This is a genomic window from Paenibacillus baimaensis, from assembly GCF_025567575.1.
This window is the reverse complement of the sequence record NZ_JAOQIO010000116.1, coordinates 55,203-76,687: the sequence shown is the minus strand read 5'-3', so window position 1 is coordinate 76,687 and position 21,485 is coordinate 55,203. Positions and strand designations below refer to the sequence as shown.

General features: G+C 47.4%; 17 protein-coding genes and 1 riboswitch. Of the genes, 2 read left to right on the top strand and 15 right to left on the bottom strand.

Going from position 1 to position 21,485, the window contains the following annotated elements; translation table 11 throughout:
* Window positions 1–41 precede the first annotated feature (41 nt).
* Complete coding sequence (locus OB236_RS34740; RefSeq protein WP_262688141.1) at window positions 42–1,895, bottom strand: FapA family protein; 1,854 nt, start codon at window positions 1,893–1,895, stop codon at window positions 42–44.
* Between the two features lie 102 nt (window positions 1,896–1,997).
* A riboswitch (cyclic di-GMP riboswitch) is annotated at window positions 1,998–2,080 on the bottom strand.
* A gap of 252 nt (window positions 2,081–2,332) precedes the next feature.
* Entirely contained in the window at window positions 2,333–3,322 is a 990-nt protein-coding gene (locus OB236_RS34735) for a carbohydrate kinase family protein (protein WP_262688140.1), read from the bottom strand.
* Window positions 3,323–3,575: 253 nt separating this feature from the next.
* On the opposite strand from OB236_RS34735, the gene OB236_RS34730 reads away from it, so the two are divergent.
* Window positions 3,576–3,947 carry a DUF1904 family protein gene (locus OB236_RS34730; RefSeq protein WP_076231240.1) on the top strand — a complete coding sequence of 124 codons (372 nt, stop codon included), beginning with the start codon at window positions 3,576–3,578 and terminating at the stop codon, window positions 3,945–3,947.
* A 91-nt stretch (window positions 3,948–4,038) separates the two neighbouring features.
* On the opposite strand, the gene OB236_RS34725 is transcribed toward OB236_RS34730, so the two are convergent.
* The 3 genes from OB236_RS34725 to OB236_RS34710 form a co-directional block, all read right to left on the bottom strand.
* Window positions 4,039–4,779 carry an alpha/beta hydrolase gene (locus OB236_RS34725; protein WP_262688139.1) on the bottom strand — a complete coding sequence of 247 codons (741 nt, stop codon included), beginning with the start codon at window positions 4,777–4,779 and terminating at the stop codon, window positions 4,039–4,041.
* Window positions 4,780–4,996: 217 nt separating this feature from the next.
* A complete protein-coding gene (locus tag OB236_RS39890) occupies window positions 4,997–9,433 on the bottom strand; it encodes a helix-turn-helix transcriptional regulator (protein WP_317259413.1) in 4,437 nt (1,478 codons plus the stop codon).
* Window positions 9,434–9,719: 286 nt separating this feature from the next.
* Window positions 9,720–9,896: a hypothetical protein gene (locus OB236_RS34710; RefSeq protein WP_179097486.1), complete on the bottom strand. Its 177-nt coding sequence runs from the start codon at window positions 9,894–9,896 to the stop codon at window positions 9,720–9,722.
* A 261-nt stretch (window positions 9,897–10,157) separates the two neighbouring features.
* Here OB236_RS34710 and OB236_RS34705 point away from each other — a divergent pair, with 261 nt between their 5' ends.
* Window positions 10,158–10,364, top strand: a complete 207-nt coding sequence (locus OB236_RS34705; protein WP_076231234.1) for a TM2 domain-containing protein — start codon at window positions 10,158–10,160, stop codon at window positions 10,362–10,364.
* Between the two features lie 315 nt (window positions 10,365–10,679).
* Here the strand turns inward: OB236_RS34705 and OB236_RS34700 are convergent, their stop codons facing one another.
* The 10 genes from OB236_RS34700 to OB236_RS34655 form a co-directional block, all read right to left on the bottom strand.
* Window positions 10,680–11,450, bottom strand: coding sequence for a phytanoyl-CoA dioxygenase family protein (locus OB236_RS34700; RefSeq protein ID WP_076231231.1), 771 nt, complete (start codon window positions 11,448–11,450; stop codon window positions 10,680–10,682).
* Between the two features lie 66 nt (window positions 11,451–11,516).
* Entirely contained in the window at window positions 11,517–13,025 is a 1,509-nt protein-coding gene (locus tag OB236_RS34695; RefSeq protein ID WP_262688138.1) for an extracellular solute-binding protein, read from the bottom strand.
* 51 nt (window positions 13,026–13,076) lie between these two features.
* Window positions 13,077–13,949, bottom strand: coding sequence for a carbohydrate ABC transporter permease (locus OB236_RS34690; protein WP_256711312.1), 873 nt, complete (start codon window positions 13,947–13,949; stop codon window positions 13,077–13,079).
* Between the two features lie 19 nt (window positions 13,950–13,968).
* On the bottom strand, window positions 13,969–14,934 hold the full coding sequence (locus OB236_RS34685; protein WP_262688137.1) for an ABC transporter permease: 966 nt from the start codon (window positions 14,932–14,934) through the stop codon (window positions 13,969–13,971).
* 120 nt (window positions 14,935–15,054) lie between these two features.
* On the bottom strand, window positions 15,055–16,872 hold the full coding sequence (locus tag OB236_RS34680) for a cache domain-containing sensor histidine kinase (protein WP_262688136.1): 1,818 nt from the start codon (window positions 16,870–16,872) through the stop codon (window positions 15,055–15,057).
* Window positions 16,869–17,945: a response regulator transcription factor gene (locus tag OB236_RS34675; RefSeq protein WP_262688188.1), complete on the bottom strand. Its 1,077-nt coding sequence runs from the start codon at window positions 17,943–17,945 to the stop codon at window positions 16,869–16,871. The genes OB236_RS34680 and OB236_RS34675 overlap by 4 nt, the downstream gene beginning before the upstream one ends.
* Before the next feature lie 232 nt (window positions 17,946–18,177).
* Complete coding sequence (locus OB236_RS34670; protein WP_076231219.1) at window positions 18,178–18,579, bottom strand: response regulator; 402 nt, start codon at window positions 18,577–18,579, stop codon at window positions 18,178–18,180.
* Between the two features lie 197 nt (window positions 18,580–18,776).
* Entirely contained in the window at window positions 18,777–19,148 is a 372-nt protein-coding gene (locus OB236_RS34665) for a response regulator (RefSeq protein WP_317259412.1), read from the bottom strand.
* Between the two features lie 237 nt (window positions 19,149–19,385).
* Window positions 19,386–20,216, bottom strand: a complete 831-nt coding sequence (locus OB236_RS34660; protein ID WP_262688134.1) for a phosphoenolpyruvate hydrolase family protein — start codon at window positions 20,214–20,216, stop codon at window positions 19,386–19,388.
* Between the two features lie 7 nt (window positions 20,217–20,223).
* A complete protein-coding gene (locus OB236_RS34655; RefSeq protein WP_262688133.1) occupies window positions 20,224–21,444 on the bottom strand; it encodes a Tm-1-like ATP-binding domain-containing protein in 1,221 nt (406 codons plus the stop codon).
* Window positions 21,445–21,485: the final 41 nt, after the last annotated feature.

Here is a 21,485-nt window from a genome sequence, read left to right as displayed (position 1 = left end):
TCAGATTAACTTTCGCACAGCGTTCACTGATTCTCTTACAGTTAAGAAGTTCGAAGCTGCCGCATGATCCAGACCTTGTCTATGGTCTGATTCTCGATCACATCTACTATATCAACACAGAAGCTATCGACACATACGCGCCCCGAATACATTTTGCGAAGCATGATCTTATCTTTCGCTTTCAATTGCGACAAGGAGCCTGTGACGCCCCCAATAATAGAAGCCGATATCATGCCGTCCGCCTCCAGTCGAGATCCTCTGCATACCGCATCATTGTGATAAAAAATAATGTTGTCTGTTGATCGGAGGTCGCTTTGCAGCACACCCTCCTTGCGGATCATAATGTCTCCTTGCGACTGCAGTGTAGAAAGATGACATTGACCGATATCAATTTTTATGTTGGTTTCCTTCATGTTATCAATTTTTTCGACGGTTTGTTTCAGATCGTAGAGCAGACTCAGCCATAACGCTTCGGACCCCTGCGAATAAACCTTGGATACATCGCTGAACATGCCCAGCTTATCCATCAAATACTGCCAGGCTTCATGATCCTGCTCCGGTACGCTATGGACATGGACAAGCAGCTTATGGATCAACTTCGGAATTTCCTTGAATTTATTATCTACCAGCAATTTGACAACTTGTCCAAAAGCAGCATTTTGACCTTTCTGCCTGACCTGATCGGTTAGCAGCTTGGCGGCTTCCATCAGTTGCACCAGTTGCACAGACAATGCCTGCGAGCCTTCCTGAATACGAACGACCTTTTCACCGCAGTAGCCTGCATACAGCTTACTTTTCACAACATTGCCTTTCACAATAATACTTCCCGTAGCGGTCAATACGGCACTGTACACACAGCCAACCACATAAATCGTACCGAGCGCTTCAATCGTCATATTTTCCGTGACATCACCATACACCATCACATCACCTGAGAAAACAATATTCCCCGTGCTTAGATTCACGTCACCCGAAACAATGTAAGCGGTTGAAATATCCAAGTACAAGGTATGGGTACCTGTTACCCGCGGCCTGCCCTCCTTCATCGCGATAAAAGTATCACCTTGCTGTTCCACGTGTTCCCTGGCTATAACGTTCACATCCTGCGGCTTGGGGGGAATCACCAATTGACGGTGCACATTGTAGCCTGTAATACCATCGACAGCCTTGATTTTTTTGGCAATAACCTGACCTTTGCGAACTGAAGGAATCTTCAGCGAGTTTCGGTAATCGATTCCACCGCCGACCTCCATGAAGCCCCTTTCTACCACTTCAGTGAAAAACAGCTCCATACGCGCATCCTCACCCGGAACGGGGTAGCTGCCCTGTGCAACGAGAACAGGCTTAAAGGTAGGCTCCTGCAGCTCCTGATATATATTCCCGATATCCAGATTGTATGAAATCGATAACTGGGAAAGCTCCTGAGTCACCTCAGCCAGTTCCAATTTGCGGATCAGCTCCCCTGCTTCCCGATCCAGCTCAAGCGTCACTTTAGAGGCCGGCTCTGTGTTTTTCAACCTAGGTTGAATGAGCTGTGTATGGCGTACAATCAGGAACACTTTCATCTGATCCTCGGATACAAGAATCTGGAACAAGGGCTCATCTTCAGCCTTCCATTCCATTCGTTCATTGCCCTTGACGGTATAAGGGCCTTCTACCAACTCACCGTCAATGATCAGGCTTATCGGATGTCTGGCTTCGATAACAGGCAGTGACCCCTTCGCCGTATCCACCTGAACATGAATGTGATCGTTGTGGACCCAAATCCAATTATGCTCGTCATTACCCCCTTCAGAAACCCTTATCGGCTTGGAGGAGGATTTATCCACTTTGGGAACCGCTGACGACGGTTGAGACAGTTTCATGATCTCAGTTTCTTTGATAGGAATGGTCATTCTCGTCTTCCTTTCCATTATCCGGATTCACAAAAAAAGACACCTTCCCCATGTAACGGGAAAGATGTCTCATATCACTAAGCTCATCCGTATTCTCCCATTTTCGGTGGCATGGCGACCATAGAAATATCTTTAGGTCCATTGCTTTGCGTCCTTGCCTTTCAGCAAGTTTGCCTTTATCGTATGTGAGTGATTGTTGCAAAAAATGTAAGAATATAGATTTTATTGATTAGAACTAAATGCCTGTAACATATGGCTAAGCCTAATTCGTAAGTACCATGAAATCGATAATTATATGACTAAATAGTAACATTCTTACATCACTTTTACAATTGATTTCTACAAGTATCGGGATTTTTTTGTCGATTTCACGCGATAAAATGGAAGTCCCTAAGAGCTCCTGTCGAATCCCTGGAAACCATTAGTGGAATTGTTCACTAATCCTCCATTCCTTCAAGCTCCTCCATCGTTGGCAGAGCAGCAAACACACCACGACGCGTTGTTGTCATGGCACCTGCTTTATTGGCAAAAGAAAAAATCGAGCGCACCTGCTCCTCGTCGTTCAAGATGGTTTCAATTTGCTCTGCAGTCGCTCCACGCTCCGCAAGCTTGAGCAGCATCGCACCGACAAAGCTGTCACCAGCGCCTGAGGGATCTACCGATTTGACACGAATACCAGGAATCGATGTCATTGCCTGGCGTGTAACCACACAGCAGCCGTATTCACCTAGTGTCACGACAATTACCTTTGCCCCCATATCCAGCAGCTGCTGGACGGCTTCCGCGGGTTCCAGACCGGTAAGGGCGGCTAAGTCCTTCTCATTGATCTTCACGATATCGGCCGTCCCGATATGGTTCCGCAGGTCCTGCCGCATCGTTTCTTCATCCGGCCATAAAATAGCACTCGAATTAGGACAGCAGCAGGTCAGACCGCCTGCTGCCTTGATTCGGCGTGCCGCTGCCAAGGCCGAGGTCTGTGAGCGCCCTTCACTCAGAGGCGCAGAACCATAATGATACACGGCAACGTCATCGAGCCAGGTTTCATCGAACTCCGCCCTCGTCAGGTTGTTACCGTTCACCCTCGTCTCTCCGTCAGAATCGAGCTTGTTTCCAGACTTATCGTCATGGTCCTCACTCCACTCCGTCCATGCCAGACTCGCCATATCCATCCCTACGAGCGCAGCCTCAACCCCGGCAGCCTCCAGCTCGCTGCGCAAATATAAACCGGACGCGTCGCTCCCGATCTTTCCTATATAACGGGAATCACCGCCGAGCTTTGCTATTGCCGCTGCCACATAAGCAGGCGTTCCTCCACTTGCGGTCTGACTACAGGACGCCACCCCATCTGATTGCTCCTGTTCCTCCAGCCTATATCCCGTCAATAACTCTCCGTAGCACACTATTTTTTTGGGTCTCAATGTAAACATACAGATGCGCACCCTCCAATATTACTTTTTTCCATAAATTAATTAGGTCTTAAGAACCTTTTGTTCATATAATCATAGCACAAATTGTTACCAAAGGTACAAGACATTCCTCTCTTCTTGATGTTCATAAATCCTCCACAAGATGAGTAGTGACCACATTGACAACCGGCTGAAACCATAGTACGATTTGGACTAACCAAAGTCACAGGTAGACCTTACCTGCATTTTCGTAAAAATAAGGGAGACCGACAGCATGCCTTATTTGCGCTTCAAAGGATTTTCCAACGAATATTTACACTCCGTCGCACCTCGTCTAATAGAAGAATTTGCCCAGCTTGTTCAAATTGACAAGAGTATGGTCAAGATCGAAACCCTGCTCACTGAAGCTATCTCGCAGGTGCCGCTCAGTCTGGAAATTCTGCTATTTCCCAGAAAGCAAGAGGTACATGACGCCGTAGCAGCCAAGTTTAATCAGATCCTGCGGGAGTCCGGCTATGAGCAGGTTCATATCTTTTTTATTTTGTTGAGTCCCTATGTTTATTATAAAAACGGTGAACCTATAGCGCATCGTCAAGCTGATGAAGATACGGAGCCTGCCTTCAAGCACAAATTAGAGCTTTCCTGAATGTCAAAACGATTGCCCCTTCCTATTCAGGAGCGGCGCAATCGTTTTTTATTCGTTTACGGATTCGCTGTTGGCAGACCTGTACCTCCAACTATTTCGCCTGCGCTTGCAGCCACAGTACAAGCTGTTGACTGGTAAAGCTCCACTGATCTGTGGCCGTTATCCCAGCAATCCCATCGCCATTCTGGGATCCATAGCTGCCAAACTGGGCATGATTGCCACCTGGGATTTCCACATACTGTGTCTGCACCGGTAAATAGGCTTTCGCCTGCTCCAGGGCTGTTCGATTCAGCACGCCGTCCTCTGAACCAAATAGCGACAATACGGGTAGCCCCGCTTCACGTAAGCTTCCTGCTTCATCAGGATACGAAGCGAGGAAAAACACCCCCTTCAGCTGTTGGTTATGCTTCACCGCATAACGTGCTGCCATCACACCGCCAAGCGAATGACCTCCTATTACAAAGGTTCGATCTGGTACCGCATCTATAATCCCGTCCGCCTTATTCGCTCCAAGCACAGCCAAATTCAGTGGCATTTTCACTATCCATGTACGTAATCCTTCCTGTGCAAGCAGCAGTGCCAGAGGTGCATAGCTTTCCGGACGAACACGTGCACCCGGGTATAGGAGCACATCCGTCTGCTTAACCATAGATGGCTCGAACTGGATCCAGCCTTTATGCTCCGTAACCGTTACCCCACTGCCACCCTTCATCGCTTCAAGTCCTGCTAACGCTGGTGGATATGGCTTCAAGTAGATGCCAACGGCTAGTACAAGCACCGCGAGCAACACCATCATGGTGGTCCATATCGCTTTTCGGGCTCCTGGCTTCATCGGCTAGCCTCAATTCATTATGTATGTTTACGTTCTATCCTTTACTTTACCCAATTCATTCGGACTTTTAGCAGACAACGCAAATAACCGGATACCTGAAGGTTCCGGGTTACGCTGCTCACACTATGCTCCTATACACGCTTGCAATTTAGCTACTGCACATACTGACCCATTTTGCCACTCCACCTGACTTACCGAACCGCTGTTGTCGCACCAGCTAGTCCAGAATACGCAGCTCTCTTGCCTTTGCGATCGCCTGAGCTCTTCGTTTGATGCCCAGCTTGCTGTAAATGTTAAACACGTGATTTTTAACTGTTCCTTCTGTCAAGCCAAAATGAACTGCGATTTCCTTGTTCGATAACCCGGAAGACAATACACGTAAAATCTCGGCTTCACGGTTTGTCAGCGAATCGATCAAGGGCTGCATGGCCGAGTGAATCGTCTCATTATAGTTATCCTCCACATCTTCCACGGCAGCAACCTCCATGCGAGGCATACCCAGCGATTCCAGATATACCATTCGAGAAAATAGCATATCGAGTACATCTAACCTATCCTCTCTGAATATACCTGATACCAGATTGTTTTCCAGATAAAGGATGTAAGGGTGCCGTTTTCCCGGATGCGGAAGTGTCATGCACAGTATGGATTGCGGCTGACTGTCACGAATGTAGGGATCGGTCATGTATGGGCTTAATGAAGCATTAGCCAGAATGACTCGCTCTGCCGTACGCACCACATAACGGATAATCGAAGCAGCAAAGTCAGCCTTCTCGGATTCATCGACTGTTTGGCTTCCCACAGCTGCCTCTATGGTAAACAGTGCCTCCTCCGCACTGCTCATACTCAGCACATACCCTTTACCCGCACCTGCATAACGGATCGCCGACTCCAGAAAACGTTCCATAAGACTGCCCTCTCCAATGCCACCCGGCCAGCCAGCTGCCTGCTTCATCACGGATTTGTCGATGTCTCTGAACAGTAAATATTCCCGTTCATCCTCGTCCAAATCGTCGACACTGTGTATATCCGACATATATTCACCACGAGCAATCCACGATTCCAGCAGCTCAGAAGAACCAGCCTTCTCGAGAGTTACCGAAACGTCGGCATAGGCAGACAGTCCTGAATAATGCTCACGAAGCTGCTTGGCCTTGGCAGTCGCGCCCCAACGTGCATAAGCAGAGTAAGCCTCGGCAAGAATCGCATCGGCAGCAGTCAATATCCCGGACACCCGGTACCAGCTGGACATCCGTTCGCAAACCAAAGCTTCTATCATCACGTTTCTTTCCTCGCGCGCAGCTGTCAGAGCTTGCTCATAGCCACTCGTCACAGCCAGCTTATTACTGCCCTTGATCCGCATGGTTTCCGCCAGAATCAGCAGGTAAGCTGCTGAACGCTGAACATCACCCTCAGTCCATTTTTTCATTGAGCGGAGCTGCTTGCCCATTTCTGTACGAATACTGCGCTGCTCATCCAAGGTCGCCTCTTCATATAGCGAAGCTAACGACAGCGACTGGTAAAAATGCTGCTTGCGAACCTGAAACAAAGTTAATTGATGGGAGTTGAATTTCGTAAGCTCTACCCAGCTCAGCGCTTCGCGATAAGCTCCATTTAAGTAGGCAATCTGTATTTTTGAGGTACAAGCATAGAAGGCCTGATTTTTCTGTGTCACATTGGTAAGATCTCCGTTCATCAGCTCATCCAGCTCCATGTGGACACCAGGCTTACCTTCCATTTCATCTATATAACTGCGTGTAATTCGCAGCAGGTTCCGTGTAACCTCGTCCAGTAGCGGCCAAGAGCTTGCTTCGTAAACCGAGACGCATGCTGACAGATCGCGCAGGTCCCCGGTATGATTGAGAATACGCAGAGATACTGAAAATCCGGCAAAAGTCAGGTCCCCTGATTCCAGACCATAACGAGCTGATTTTTCAAAATGCTCTGCGGCTTTAATGGGGTCGCGGTATTGCTCAATGAGACCTGTTGCAAAATGCAGCCGGCATTTAAAGCTCGTGTTCTCAAATTGAGCCGATAACTGAAAAGCGACATCCAGCAGTTGATAAGCAAAGCTGTAGCGATTAAGCGCTATGCCCTGGATCATTGCAAAAGCAACGAGCATAAACGTAAAAGCTTCGTTATTCCCATGCTGCAATCCATATCGAACGAATTTGGCATACAACAAAGCAGCAACCTCAGGGTTTGAAATAAAAGCGGAGGCTGCGATGGCCATGACCAGATCGGACAAAGCGCGATGCATAGGATCGGTATTGATAGGCAGCTCCTGCAGCTCTGCGCCTTTACGCTTCAAGGCCCAGAACGTTCTAATCATTTCACGTCCGATAACGGCTTTGGACGGCTTCGCGGAAATGCTCCAGCCCAGTTCTTCCAATCCTTGTAGTCCGACGGCTACAGCTTTATCTTCCTTTTTCAGATAGGCATACATGGCGACTCGGATCAAATAAATACCGGAGCGCTGCAGCGGGTCCACGGTACGATCCATCAAACGCTGGAGCAGTTCCTCCGCACGGTCAGAACGCCCACCAACGTATTCACATTCAGATAGCTCCAGCAGCAGCCTGTAAAACAATGGATCTGTTCCTGATTCATCCTCACCGAGCAGCAGCAGGCCGGTTTCCAAAAAATGCTGTGCCACCACATAAGCCGTCGTCGCCTTTGACTTCAAACCTGCCTGTAGATTATATTCAGCCAGCTTTCTTCGTTCTTCCTGGTCCTTAACCTCACTAATTCCTAAATTCAAGTGATGAATAATATCAAAAAGTGCTTGATCCTCATAACCGGGCTCGGTCTGAAGCTGCAGCATATATCCGATGTTCCTATGCAGACTAGCCCTGTCCTCTTCCGGAACTACGGCATATGCCGCTTGTTGAATCCGGTCGTGCATGAAACTGTACAATCGGTCTTCAGCCTGATCCAGCAGCGTGTCCGATTCCATAAACAACAAGCCTTCATCCAATAACGGCTGTATAATCTGATGCAGCTCCTGAAGCGGCTTGCCACTGACCAAAGCAGCTGATGATAAACGAAACCTCTGTCCCATCGCCCCTGCTATACCAAGCAAATCAATCGTATCTGGTGGTAAGGTACGGATACGAGCGCCAATAAGCTGAAGCACATCCAGATCATCAGGCAGCTCCTTAATGGCCTCTTCATTCCATGTCCAAAAGGCCTGCTCGGCATCAAAAACCAGCTTTTTCTCACGATACAGACTGTCCAACAGACGATGCAGGTATAAGGGGTTTCCGCCTGTTTTTTGATACAAAAGTTTAGCCAGTCGACGCGAACGTTCCAGTTCCCCACCCAGCACAGAGGCTACCCATAGATTGACCTGTGTGAAGGGCAGAGGCCCCATCGTGATAAACTTCAACCGTTTGGTATCTTCCATAGACTGTAACAAGAACTGCTTCAGCCATACAGCGACATGTTCTTCTCCATCCTCATTACCGATTGAATTGGATTCCACCCGATGCGTACCAATGAGCATAAAACCCTGAAGGGTGGAATCCTGCATCCACTCTCGCAGAATGTCCAGTGTAGCCGGATCAGCCCACTGCAGATCATCGAGAAACATCACAAGAGGATGTTCGGTATCAGCAAATATTTGGAGGAAAGCGGAAAATAACCAGCGGAAACGGATAACAGCTTCAGCGGGCTGCAATATCTCTACAGGAGTGAGTTCTCCCAGAAGAGGCGTAGCCTCAGGTATCAGTTCAGCAATAATGCTGGCAGACAAGCCCAGATCTGTGCCCAGCCGGCTTTTCCATGCAGTAATTTGTTCGGGAGATTCCTGCCAGATTTGCCGCACCAGACTTCGAAGTGCCTGTAGAATCGGCTCATAAGGTATATCCCGATTCATTAAATCGCATTTGCCCTCAACAAATCGCCCTCCCCAACGCATAACAGGAAGCTGCAATTGTCGAATCAATGTGGTCTTACCACTGCCTGAGCGACCTGTTACCCAGACAAATGCCGGGCTGCCGCCTTGAGTCTGCTCGTAAGCATTCCACAGCTCCGCCTCTTCCGCCTCACGTCCGAAGAGGGTCCTGGGCAGCTGAAAACGGGCTGCATCATCCGTTAAGCCGATTTTAAACGGAGGAATTCCTCCTGTCTCTTCCAATAAAGAGATACATTGCTTCAAGTCTGCCAGCAGTCCTGATGCACTCTGATAACGCTCATCCGGAGCTTTGGACAGCAGCTTCATCACGATGTCTGCGAGCGGCCCCTTAACGTCTGGACGCACGTCACCAAGCGGCTTGGGTACCATGGCCAGATGTGCATGCAGCCAATCCTCCGCTCGATCTGCTTGCAGAGGTAGGCAGCCTGCAAGCATTTCATAATAAATAACACCCAGCGCGTACAAATCACTGCGAGCATCTGGCGTCCGATTCATCCTGCCGGTTTGCTCAGGTGACAGGTACGCATACTTCAGCCTGCGCTCCTCTATAAGTGCTGCCTTATTGGAATCGTGCAGCAGCATGATTCCATCTGGACTCAAATCGCGGATGACCAATCCCTTTTTATGCATCGGCTCAACCATCTCGATCAAGGCTACAGCTGTATATATAAAAGGTTGGACATCCCATTTCATTCCTTCCAACCTATTGCGCAATATTGTGTTCTTAATATTCGTCATGGAGCCTCCCTTGTAGTCCTCACATAACCTGAACTCTCTTCAAGTCCAATTTAAATCCAACCTGTCTTTCATTTATTTTACCACCTTTTGATGCACCCTGTAACTAAAGTTATAGTCAATGTAATTGTTTCTATCATCGAATATATAATAAAATTAACCTAAAACCGATACATAACCTCCCGGTCTGCAGGGTCCTTACGGCTAGAAGCGCCGCACGCGAATTGGAACAGCAAAAAACCGTAGCTCTCTGCCTGAGTAGAGCTACGGTCTTTTGCTGTCCCGATATTTATTTTGCTTTTTGCAGGTCCTGGATCTCTTTCATTGCTTTTTCGCAATCCGATTTGGAGACACCGCTTTTCACACATTCATTAACATCGTTGCTGGATACAGTCGTTCCGCAAGCCGTTGCCATAGCAACCAACAAAGTAAGAACCATGAATTGTAATAATGATTTCTTCAACATCCTATCCATCCCCTTTTGTATAATACGCCTTAATACGCACAATATGCTGCACAAAGGCTAGTATAATGTCTAAACATGCAAAAGGAATGTAACCAAAGTACTAAAACCGTGTAAAAATAAGCATATTTCGAAAAATCTTCGATTATTTTCGATAAATTTATGCTTCTATAACTTTAGTTAGATGTGCTTTAAGAACTAGTACGATAAGATGAAAATAACTTGCAAGGGCAAGAAAAAGAACGATAAGGGAGCGAAATTAACATGAAATCAAAAACAACTGCTGGAATACTCGCGATTCTACTGGGAAGCCTTGGTGTTCACAAATTTTACTTAGGTAAAATTGGTTTAGGTGTTGTCTACATCTTGTTCTGCTGGACTGGTATTCCGGGAATCATCGGTTTGATCGAGGGTATCCTTTACCTGACTAAAACCGAAGAAGAATTTCAAAGCAAATACGTTAATGCTTAATTTGTAGGGAGTCAGGTCCCGAAGGCTTGGGTATATACATGATACGTTACATATGAAAAAAGCTTGGCCGTATGCGACGGGGCATACTTGGCCAAGCTTTTTTTGCTAATAGTGCGTGTTCAAAAAGTCGGCTTTTCAGTACCGAGAAGGTTGCAAGAAGGTAAAGAAGGAGGAGCGGAGTTTAGGCTATGCCTAAATGAGCACCGCACTTCGAGCCTGAATGCAAGATTCGATGCCGAGTAAGCAACGTGTATGACTTCGTGATCAAAAGATGACTTTTTGAACAACCTCTAATATTCAATTTCATACTATTTATTATAAGAAGTGATACACACTCGGATCTTTACCTTTTAAAACGTAGCGCTGATAGTGCTGATAATGCGCCTTGTAAAGCTGACCATTCTTTGCCGGTGAGTAGGTCAGGTAAAGCTGCTTGCGGCTAATTTCAGAGTTATTAGCGCCGCTCTGATGCGGGGTATAGGAGTGGAATATAATGATGTCACCAGGCTCGGTTTCGACAATCTGACCGGTCGACGGATCAATCTCATCGATCTCCTCCTGATTCATATTCCGCAGCTCGCCCGGCTTTGAACGAAATCGGTCATGGTAGCCAGGGAAAAGCTCCAAACCACCATTTATTGTGCTCGCTCCGTCGATCGCTACCATAACCGAAATCAAGCCATCGGGTTGAAAGCCCTGCCAATAGGCAGCATCCTGATGCATGGTATATCCATTTGCCCCGGGGAGTTTAAAAATCAATTTATCCTTGAACAGCAGCGGCTCATCCAGATAAATATCACGAATCGGGTCCAGAATGCGCTCATCCCTTACCAAGGAGGCAAAGACAGGTGACAGATCGTGCACGGGGTCCATCTTTTCAATCATGACCTTGCCGTCCGGGTAATTACGGTGTGCAACACGAATGTTCCCGTGCGTGGTATACGGCTCCAACTCGAGCAGATGATCGCATTCCGCTTGAAGTACTTGTGCCTCTTTTTCGGTAAATACATGCTTAAGTACGAGATAACCTGCTGCATTGTAGCTTTCCAACTGCTCATGGGAAAGAAAATTTAGTCGCTTTTTCATGGTCCTACCTCCGCTGTTTCAGCTTATTCGCTGATGAATGATTTTATATTATTCACGTGCCTTGTGTTATTTTTGTAAGTAGGCATCGCTCAATGCCTTCAGCACTTCTTCACCACCGGCTTTTTTCCAGTTCGCCACATACTCGTCATAAGCGCTAAGCGGCAGTGCACCCGAAATGATTTTCAGGAAATACTCCTTTTTGAGATCGGCAAGCTCCTTCGATTTTTTGTCGACGACTTCAATTGGTGGAACCAGATCGATCACATTTTCATGCTTTGAATATTTGACAACCGGTTCAAAATAAGGTGCAAAGCCCTTTTGCTCCATCCGCTGCAAGCCGAGCTCTATCGTATCGAACATGTTGTAATAGACACGAAAGCGGATTTTTTCAGCTTCTGGTGTGGCGATAAATTTGCCATCCTTTTTCGTGTAGTGCTTCCCTTCCACACCGAAGGAAATATAATCAATCAAATCCTTGTTGGTCATTTTATTCAGGAATTCAACAGCGGCTTTAGCATTTTTACTGAACTTAGGAATGATGAAATATTTGACAGTCGTCTGGCCTTTGGCCACACCGGACATTCCGTTCTTGCCCGTAGGCGGATCGATATAAATTAAGTTGGAGCTCGGGTCCTTCGTTTTTATCGCATCGCCAATGACCTTGGCATCTGCCCAACCAATGGTTGACATAGCCGCCTTACCGCTGACCAGCTTTTCCTTCACATTATCATTTTTGTTAACCAATGCTTCTTTATCCAGCAATCCTTCGTTGTACAGCTTGTTAGTGTAAGCGAGAAACTCCTTAGCTTCTGGCTCTACGGCATTGTACACAACCTTGCCATCCTTCGCCGTGTAATCGACAGCCTGACCGAAAGCACCAGCTATAACCTCAAGACTGGACAAATCCCCTCCACCCTGCGCCAACGCACCTGCATAAGGAACTGCATCCGGCTTTTTCTCCTTAACTGTCTTCAGCATGTTGTAGAACTCATCTAGTGTCTTCGGTTCTTTGATGCCTAATGTATCAAGCCAATCTTTCCGGGCAAGCAATCCTTTAGTGCCCACTCCGAAATTAACAGTACGTACCGCGTAAATCTTCCCTTTGTAGGAAGCTGATTTCCATTGATCCGGTGTCAGTGTGGCTTTGACATCTTTACCGACTTCATCAAGCAGTGGATCGAGCGGTGTTAACAGTCCCTGCTGCAAGAAGCTGCCGAATGTCGCCTTATCGTTAAGAATAATAATGTCAGGGGTGTCTCCCGAAGCCATCATGACGTTAAGCTTCTGCTTGGCTGCCTCAGCATCCTTCGGCTGGAGCTCCCACTGAACGTTAAAACCGGTTTTTTCACGGATCGCGCTGATCATCTCATTGTTGTTCACATCGCTCCCCGTCGGAAATTCCTCCATATTGTTGGGTCCGAGCACCTTGATTACCGGCTTATCCTTGCCTCCACCGGCTGCTGCTGTCCCACCTGCACTGGGTGCTGTATTTCCTCCGCTGCAGGCCGCCAAGGCCGTACAGAGCATCAAGGTGGATACAACACCGCCAACTCTCTTTTGGTTCATCATCTTCATGTTTATGCCTCCCCATTTCATTGTTTCAAGTCGCATTTATGATTGCTTATATTAGCCTTTTACGGCTCCAAGCGCGATGCCCTTAACAAAGTATCTTTGCAAAAAAGGATAAACAAGCACAATCGGCAGTGTTGCCGTTACCACCGTAGCTCCACGAATCGATTCCTGGGATACATGAACCTGCGACAGCATATCGATATTGTTGCTTGCATCCGAAGCACTCAATAGCATCTCGCGTAAAAACACCTGAAGCGGCAGCAGCTTACTATTATTAATGTACATCAAAGCATCAAAATAACTGTTCCAGTATTCTACCGCGCAGAATAGTCCTATCGTTGCGACCACAGGCATTGCGAGCGGCAGCATAATGGAGAACAAAATTCGCAGGTTGCCCGCTCCATCCATTTTCCCTGATTCCTCCAGGCTGTCAGGTATATTGAAAAAGAACAAACGGACGATAATCATATTAAAAGGGCTTACGAGAGTCGGAATAATTAATGCCCACAAGGTGTCCAGCAGCCCCAGGCTCTTGATGACCAAATAAGTGGGAATGAGTCCCGCTCCAAACAGCATGGTGAATACATACAGCATCATGATCACCTTCTGCCCTCTTAACCTGCTGCGCGACAACGCGTAGCCTGTAAACACGGTCAGTGTGACATTAATCAAAGAGCCAACCACGGTAATAAATACCGAGTTCGAAAAGGAGCTTACAAACTTCTGGCTGCCGAGTACTACACTATAAGCATCAAGCTGGAACCCAATCGGCCAAATAAACACGTCTCCCGCAAGTACATGGGCTTCGCCACTGAACGACTTGGCTACAATATTCAGCACCGGGATCAGGCAAGTCAGGATGATGCAGGTTAGCAGGATATAATTCAACAGTTCGAACATGACTTCGTTTCTGGTTTTCAAGCGCACGGTTAACCGCCTCCTTTCCTTACCACAAGCTGCGCTCGCCAAATTTTTTGCTTACTGCATTGGCGGTTATAATGAGGATCATGGCGATCAACGACTGGAACAACCCAATGGCCGTTGTGAAGCTGTACTTCATCTCTCCAAGCCCGACACGGTACACAAAGGTTCCGATAACATCACCAACATTGTAGACAAGCGGACTGTAGAACATCAGCACTTGCTCCAGATCATTCGATAAAGCGTGGCCGATCCGCAGCATAATGATGAATACGATAACGCTACGAATACCAGGCAAGGTTACATGCCAGATTTGCCGCAGCTTGCCTGCCCCATCCATCTTGGCTGCTTCATACTGCTGCGGGTCTATCGATACGATCGCTGACAAATAAATGATCGAGGACCACCCCGTCTCCTTCCAGGCTGCCGATACCACCAGCAAGCTGCGGAAAAACCGCTCGTCTGCGATAATTAATACATGCTGCATGCCGAATAAGGCGAAGACTTCTCTTAATATTCCGGTCTCCGGTGAAAGCAGGTTGATGAATATCGCGCTGATAATAACCCATGACAAGAAATGCGGTAAATACGTAATCGTCTGGGTAACCCGTTTGAAGGGCAAATGACGTACTTCATTAATCATCAATGCAAGGATGATCGGCAGCGGGAACTGAAACACCAGCTTGTATAGATTGATCAGTAACGTATTGACCAGCACGGTGTAAAATTTAGGGTTAGCAAAAAGCTCTTCGAAATACGTGAATCCCGCCCAGGGGCTGCCCCATATGCCATCGAACAAATTGTAATCCTTGAACGCAATCACAACACCGAACATCGGTGTATATTTGAAAAGCAGCAATACGATCAAGCCTGGCAGCAGCAGCAAATACAGATCGTAATCCTGCCGCAAATCCTTCCACCACGTTCTGGGTCGGACCCCTGTTCCCTTCCTTGTTTCTTCCTGCTGCAAATTGGCGTTCACACCTTCCATATACGGTAACCCTCCTCTCTATCTTGTAGCTGTACATTAGTTGGTACCGCTTACATCAATTATCATACACAAAAAGAAAAGCCCCCGTAACGGGGCAAACCTACGAATAGGTGTCTTATCTTACGCTCTTTCCAATGGAAGTGCCTTTCTTTCCTTGCGCAGAATCAGCTTGACAGCCGTGCCCATACCAGGTTTGCTCCAGACCCTAACCCCACAATCCGGACCATAGGTAAGCACCAATCGCTGATGGACATTACGTAGGCCATATCCGGTAGTGGAGGAAGTAAATAGACGATCCCTTGCAGCCGCATCCATGCCTACCCCATCGTCAATTACCATAAATTCGATGAATTCCCCGACAATAACCCCACGAATGACGATATTACCCTTCTTGTCGGCTTTTCTGTTCACGCCATGTATGATGCCATTCTCAACTATAGGCTGCAGGATCAGCTTGATGATTTCCAAGCCCAATATCTCGGCATCAACAACAGGGTGATACCCTAACTGGCCGTTAAACCGTACGTTCTGGATATCCATGTAGGCAGCCACATGCTCCAGCTCCTTATCCACTGTCAGCACATCATTCCCTTTATTCAGACTGATTCGGAAAAACTTGGACAGGCTTGTCACGATCTGAACGATATCCGGCTCCTTATTGCGAAAGGCCATCCACTTGACCGTATCTAAGGTATTGTATAGAAAATGGCTGTTAATGCGGCTTTCCAGCACCTTCATTTCCTCCTGCTGCTTGCTGATCGTGATTTTGTAAACCTCCTCAATGAGGCTGTTAATTTCGGTCGACATCCGGTTAAATCGCCTTTGCAGCAGCGATATTTCATCATGGCCAGTGACCTCCACCATTTCTCCGAAGTTCCCCTGCTCAATGCCTTTCATTTTATCAGCCAAAATATGGATGGGACGCGTAATTCTGCCCGACAACACGATCGATAATAAAATGGCAGCCACTACCAGAATTAAAGTCAAAATCGAAATAAAAAAACCGAGCAGTGTACTTTGATCCGTAATATTTATCGTAGGTATGAGTACCACCAGCCTCCAATCCAGCTGATCGACAGGATGGACCAGGTACAGATACGATTTGCCATCCATTTCGAGTTTCTCATAACCCTTGTATGGAAGCGGGTGGCTCTGCAGCTTGTTCCTCAGCATGTCCCAGCTGATCGATAACTGATCCGACTTGTTGTTCGTATAGGTCGTAATCACCGTATCTTTATTGACCAGCAGCGCTTGGTAAGGAAGTGACAAGCTCATATCGCGCAGTACCTCATTCAACGTATTCTCGTCAACATCAATCGCAACTGCACCCAATACATTATTCACCTGTTCAAAATCCTTCATCAGCCGATTGAGCGACAGCACTGATTTGATGCCGTTCGATAAGTACGCCTGTTGACCGACAAAGCTCCATTTCATAAATCCCGGCTGGTTGAGCAGCTCCTCATTCAGCTTTTCTGCATCTACAGCATGAATAGGAAAAATATTACGGTTTTCTGTTGCATATAAGGGATTGCCTGGAACGAACAGGCGGATTCGAAATATATTGCGATTTTTTTCCAGATTCGTTATGATTTCTGTCAGGCTTTTATAATCCTCATACACTTCAGAAATGGAAAGCTCCTGCGCAGCTGCCCTACGGACAATTTTTTGCAGCTTTTCGTTCGTATAAATAAGCTCTGAAATATTTTCGACTTCCCTTAGCCGGTAGGAAATATTGATCGTTGTTTGGCGAAGCGCCTCCAGATAGGCATGGCTCGTCTGTTCCTGTATGATGGAGGATGATTTTTTATACGAAAAAAAACCAATGCTAAGCGTTGGAATCAGCACGATCAGAATGAAGGCGATCAACAGCTTATGCCTTAGTTTAATGCGGGCGTCAAGCAGCAGCAATCGGCGTAGAAGTGTAGGCCTGATCATTGCTCGCGGTACGCTCTCGGACTGCGTCCGACCTCTTTTTTGAACAGCTTCGTGAAATATTTGACATCCTTATAGCCGACTTTCTCGGCAATTTCCTGAATGAGCAAATTGCCCTCCGAGAGCAGACGCTTGGCATGAGAAATACGGACGGCAGTGACATAATCGTTGAGCGTCGTTCCCACTTCCTTCTTGAACAGTGTGGCTAAATAATTGGGGGACAAGTGAACCTTGGCTGCAATATACGAAATCGTTAGCTCCTCCATATAGAACGATTGAATAAGCTCCATAATACTGCGTATGGTTCTACGTTGGTCCGGCTTGCTGTGTATGAATTCAGCCAAATGGTCAAGCAGATTGACCATAAACTCCTCCAGCTCTTCATCGGTGATACAGCCTTTCATCGCTTCTATCCCTTCGGCCACAAAATCAGTGGAGCCCGATTCGGCCAATTGTGTGAAACGCTGCTTGATCTGCATCAACAGTATTCCGCAAAATGCCTGCAAATAAGGTACGGCATTCCGCTCGAACTTACGAAACCAATCAAAGTATAATCGGACCGAATAGATCCGGTTCATCCGCTCATTCTGCTCGAGCTCCACGATGATCGCCGTCTCCAATGCGGCCTTACGCTCCAGAAAATAGTCCTGCTCTGCCTGCAGGTGAGGGGGAAGCCCCTGCTCCCACAGTCTGCGCTCCCGTTCGGCATCGCAAGCCTTCCTTGCTTTATGAATCACCTGCTCCAGCTCTGCCGTATCAAATGGCTTTAACAAGTAGTCCGTCACCTGCAGCTGCAGCGCTGATTTGATATAGGACCAATTTTCATGCCCGCTGATCAGAATCACCTGCACCTGCTTGTCGCTGAGTTCCTCGCGTAGTCTGCTTACAAATTCAATACCGTCCATCCCGTACATCACCACATCGGTCAACACGATATCCGGAAGCATCGCTTTAGCGAGTTGGAGAGCAGCCGCCCCATCAGCCGCTTCCCCGATAATTTCAATGTCGAGCGAGTGCCAATCCAGACAACTCTTCAGCCCTTCGCGAATAATCGTTTCATCCTCTACAATCATCATCGTATACAACTGAAGTCACTCCTTTTTAAACGCTTACACTCCCTGCATCGTAAAAGATTTATCCCACTTCGTCAATTGTAACATCCAGGGACTCACTTCAGGCTGACAGCTTTGGATTATTAACAGCGTACACCGATCCGTATAGCGGGACCATACACTTCCTGCGCATCGTACATATACTTTTTTTCCAAAAAAATTGTTCATAAATATTCATAACATCAAAAAACCTCCATCACCGGAAGCGGCGACGAAGGTCTTCAAAGGATAGCGATGATTCATCCAGCACTTTATTAACAGCATCAATGATTTCTTTCTTTTCAAAAGGCTTCACGATATAATCCTTGGCGCCTGAACTGATCGCGTCCACGATCAAGGCATTTTGCCCCATGGCGGAGCACATAATAATTTTGGCTAATGGATCGAGCTTACGAATTTGCCGGACAGCCCCGATCCCATCGAGTTCGGGCATCGTCACATCCATCGTGACCAGATCAGGCTTGTATTTCATATATGTATGAACGGCTTCCCTACCGTTCGTAGCTTCAGCAATTACTTCATGTCCAGCCTCAACCAGCAGCAACTTTAGCATCATCCTCATAAAAGCAGCGTCATCAACGACCATGACCTTTGCCATTATACGCCTCCAATTTTTCTTATTGATTTATATCCTTAGTATAACAGGTAATTATTAGGTAACTTTCAGGAAACGATCTTCTATCTATTAATATTCCAAACGCTTTTTTAATGTTTATGTTGAAACAACGAAAAACCTCCTATTGTCTAAATACAATAGGAGGCGGATCTTCATGCAGTGGATAATCGTGACAATCCTCAGCTTACAGGACTACCCAGTACTTTATTGACGGACTCGATGACACGATCCTTCTGGAAAGGCTTGACGACAAAATCCTTTGCGCCCGCGGTGATCGCTTCTACAACCATAGCCTTTTGTCCCATCGCGGAGCACATAATGATTTTGGCTGCTGCATCAAGCTTGCGTATTTCCCTCACCGCCTCGACCCCATCCATCTCGGGCATCGTAATGTCCATCGTTATGATATCCGGTTTTATTTTCATATACGCTTGCACGGCTTCCAGGCCATTGGCCGCTTCTCCCACAACTTCATGACCGCCCTCAACCAGCATTGTTTTCAGCATCATTCTCATAAAAGCCGCATCGTCTACTACCATCACTCTTGCCATGCTGTAACGCCCCATCTCCATATGTTCCTACTTGATAATGTTACTATAGCAAATCGGAGTTAGAGGAGTTTTAGACACTTGTTGTACCCAGGTTAAATTTCATAACAGTTTGTTAACAATTTGAGATTTTACCTGATGGCACCTAGCATGCTAAAAAAGAACAGCCAGCCTGTACCGCAGCCTCATTCGGACTCACGGCGTGCTGACTGCTCATCAATTGAAAGACAAGAAGCCTATTCATTTATTCCTCAGGCTTTTAAACTTCCTCACCTGCTCGGTAATCGCAATCTCCGTAGGCAGCCGTTCTACGCTGGACGCGCCGAAGAAGCCGGCAATCCCTTGTGTTTGACCAAGTACATAATCAACATCCTCCGGCTCGGAAATCGGTCCACCGTGGCAGATGACGATAATATCTGGATTTACACTTTTCCCGGCATCATAAATACGCTGCACCAGGTCGGCCGATTCATCTAGCGTCAATGCCGTTTTGGCTCCGATACTTCCTTTGGTCGTCAGGCCTACGTGAGCAACAAGTACATCTGCCCCAGCCTTAGCCATTTGTATGGCATCCTCTTCATTGAACACATAGGGAGTCGTAAACAGGTCGAGATGATGTGCTTTGCGGATCATCTCCACTTCCAAATGATAGCCCATGCCGGTTTCCTCCAGATTTTGTCTGAAGACGCCATCAATCAAGCCGACTGTTGGGAAATTCTGCACACCGGAGAAGCCCATATCCTTCAGCTGTTGGAGATACACGTCCATCAAACGAAACGGATCGGTACCGCATACACCCGCCAGCACCGGAGTATCCTTAACGATAGGAAGTACCTCACTCGCCATGTCCACAACGATCTGATTTGCATCACCGTAAGGCATCAAGCCCGCAAGGGAGCCTCGCCCAGCCATCCGATAGCGACCAGAATTATATATAATAATCATATCGACGCCGCCCTCTTCAGCACATTTCGCCGATAGCCCGGTTCCCGCTCCTGCTCCTACAATAAAATGCCCCTGCTCCAATTGCCCCCGCAGTCGGCTTAATATGTCTACTCTGGAAATTGCCATCTCTGCTTTACCCTTCCTTCTTCTGTGTTAAGAGCTCCAGTAAATAGCCAGCAATCGACTCTGCTACCACTGTATCGTTGATATGCGTCTCCAATTCGACCAATCGAATATCCGACCGCAAATGCTGCTTCATACCCTCGTACAAGGCTTGACGCTCTTCTGTTCCTGAAAAAGGTTTGTCATCCATATCAAGCAGTGAAACCCCCTTCTTCGGAAACACAACGATAGTTGGGCCGGTGGCGTCACTCAGCTTGAGAGCCAGTCTGCGACCTAATTCCCGATTCTCATCAACCGTTGTACGCATCAGCGTGGTTGTCGGGTTATGCTGATAAAAGGTGCGTTCTTTGAACTGTATCGGAACCGTATCCGGAGCACCAAAGTTAACCATATCAAGTGCTCCTACCGAGACCACCTGTGGAATACCTACTGCACCCGCTGCCTCCAGACGGTTCGGCCCGGCGCTGAATACGCCCCCTACCAATTCATCAGCAAGCTCGGTGGTCGTAATATCGGCAACGCCCTTGATATAACCTGCCTTGATTAATTCCTCCATAGCCAAGCCGCCTGTACCGGTCGCATGAAAGACAAGCAGATCATAACCCTGCTCCTCCAAAATTTCACGAACCCGGGTAGCGCAAGGAGTTGTGACACCAAACATCGTTATGCCCAATGTTACTTTATCATCCTCAACCTCATCCACCATGTTCAGCACCATACCCGCCAAGGCATGGGCGGCATTACTCAATATTCGCCGGGACAATCGATTCAAACCGGCAATATCGACAACCGAATACATCATCGTAATGTCCTTAACACCGACGTACGGCCGTGTATTTCCGGATGCTACCGTTGATACAAGCAGCTTTGGAATACCTATCGGCAGTGCCTGCAGCGCAGAAGCGGCGACTGTCGTACCCGCTGTACCCCCCATGCCGAACACGCCACCAACCATCCCCTGCCGCTCCAATCCGATTATGATCTCGGCAGCACCACGGGTCATCACTGCAATGGCTGTCCCCCGATCATTCAGCTGCCTTAATTGCTCAATGCTGGAGCCCCCTGCCCTTGCTACTTCATCTGCCGTTATATCTGGGGGAAACAGTGGTTCTCCCAATACACCGGTATCGATGACAAACGCTGCTGCACCACATGCCTCCAACTGATCTCTGACAAACTGAAACTCTAAACCTTTTGTATCCAAAGCCCCGAGCACAACCACCTTTTTCATCGCATGTATCCGCTCCTTTAGTTCATAACCTGCAGGAAAGC

What these genes read in the sequence shown, in the direction of transcription:
- OB236_RS34740 (WP_262688141.1), bottom strand. Translation starts at nt 1,895, where the DNA reads ATGACCATTCCTATCAAAGAAACTGAGATCATGAAACTGTCTCAACCG.
- OB236_RS34660 (WP_262688134.1), bottom strand. Translation starts at nt 20,216, where the DNA reads ATGGCAATTTCCAGAGTAGACATATTAAGCCGACTGCGGGGGCAATTG.
- OB236_RS34685 (WP_262688137.1), bottom strand. Translation starts at nt 14,934, where the DNA reads ATGGAAGGTGTGAACGCCAATTTGCAGCAGGAAGAAACAAGGAAGGGA.
- OB236_RS34680 (WP_262688136.1), bottom strand. Translation starts at nt 16,872, where the DNA reads ATGATCAGGCCTACACTTCTACGCCGATTGCTGCTGCTTGACGCCCGC.
- OB236_RS34710 (WP_179097486.1), bottom strand. Translation starts at nt 9,896, where the DNA reads ATGTTGAAGAAATCATTATTACAATTCATGGTTCTTACTTTGTTGGTT.
- OB236_RS34670 (WP_076231219.1), bottom strand. Translation starts at nt 18,579, where the DNA reads ATGGCAAAGGTCATGGTCGTTGATGACGCTGCTTTTATGAGGATGATG.
- OB236_RS34655 (WP_262688133.1), bottom strand. Translation starts at nt 21,444, where the DNA reads ATGAAAAAGGTGGTTGTGCTCGGGGCTTTGGATACAAAAGGTTTAGAG.
- OB236_RS34725 (WP_262688139.1), bottom strand. Translation starts at nt 4,779, where the DNA reads ATGAAGCCAGGAGCCCGAAAAGCGATATGGACCACCATGATGGTGTTG.
- OB236_RS34705 (WP_076231234.1), top strand. Translation starts at nt 10,158, where the DNA reads ATGAAATCAAAAACAACTGCTGGAATACTCGCGATTCTACTGGGAAGC.
- OB236_RS34700 (WP_076231231.1), bottom strand. Translation starts at nt 11,450, where the DNA reads ATGAAAAAGCGACTAAATTTTCTTTCCCATGAGCAGTTGGAAAGCTAC.
- OB236_RS34730 (WP_076231240.1), top strand. Translation starts at nt 3,576, where the DNA reads ATGCCTTATTTGCGCTTCAAAGGATTTTCCAACGAATATTTACACTCC.
- OB236_RS34695 (WP_262688138.1), bottom strand. Translation starts at nt 13,025, where the DNA reads ATGAAGATGATGAACCAAAAGAGAGTTGGCGGTGTTGTATCCACCTTG.
- OB236_RS34675 (WP_262688188.1), bottom strand. Translation starts at nt 17,945, where the DNA reads ATGATGATTGTAGAGGATGAAACGATTATTCGCGAAGGGCTGAAGAGT.
- OB236_RS34735 (WP_262688140.1), bottom strand. Translation starts at nt 3,322, where the DNA reads ATGTTTACATTGAGACCCAAAAAAATAGTGTGCTACGGAGAGTTATTG.
- OB236_RS34665 (WP_317259412.1), bottom strand. Translation starts at nt 19,148, where the DNA reads ATGGCAAGAGTGATGGTAGTAGACGATGCGGCTTTTATGAGAATGATG.
- OB236_RS39890 (WP_317259413.1), bottom strand. Translation starts at nt 9,433, where the DNA reads ATGACGAATATTAAGAACACAATATTGCGCAATAGGTTGGAAGGAATG.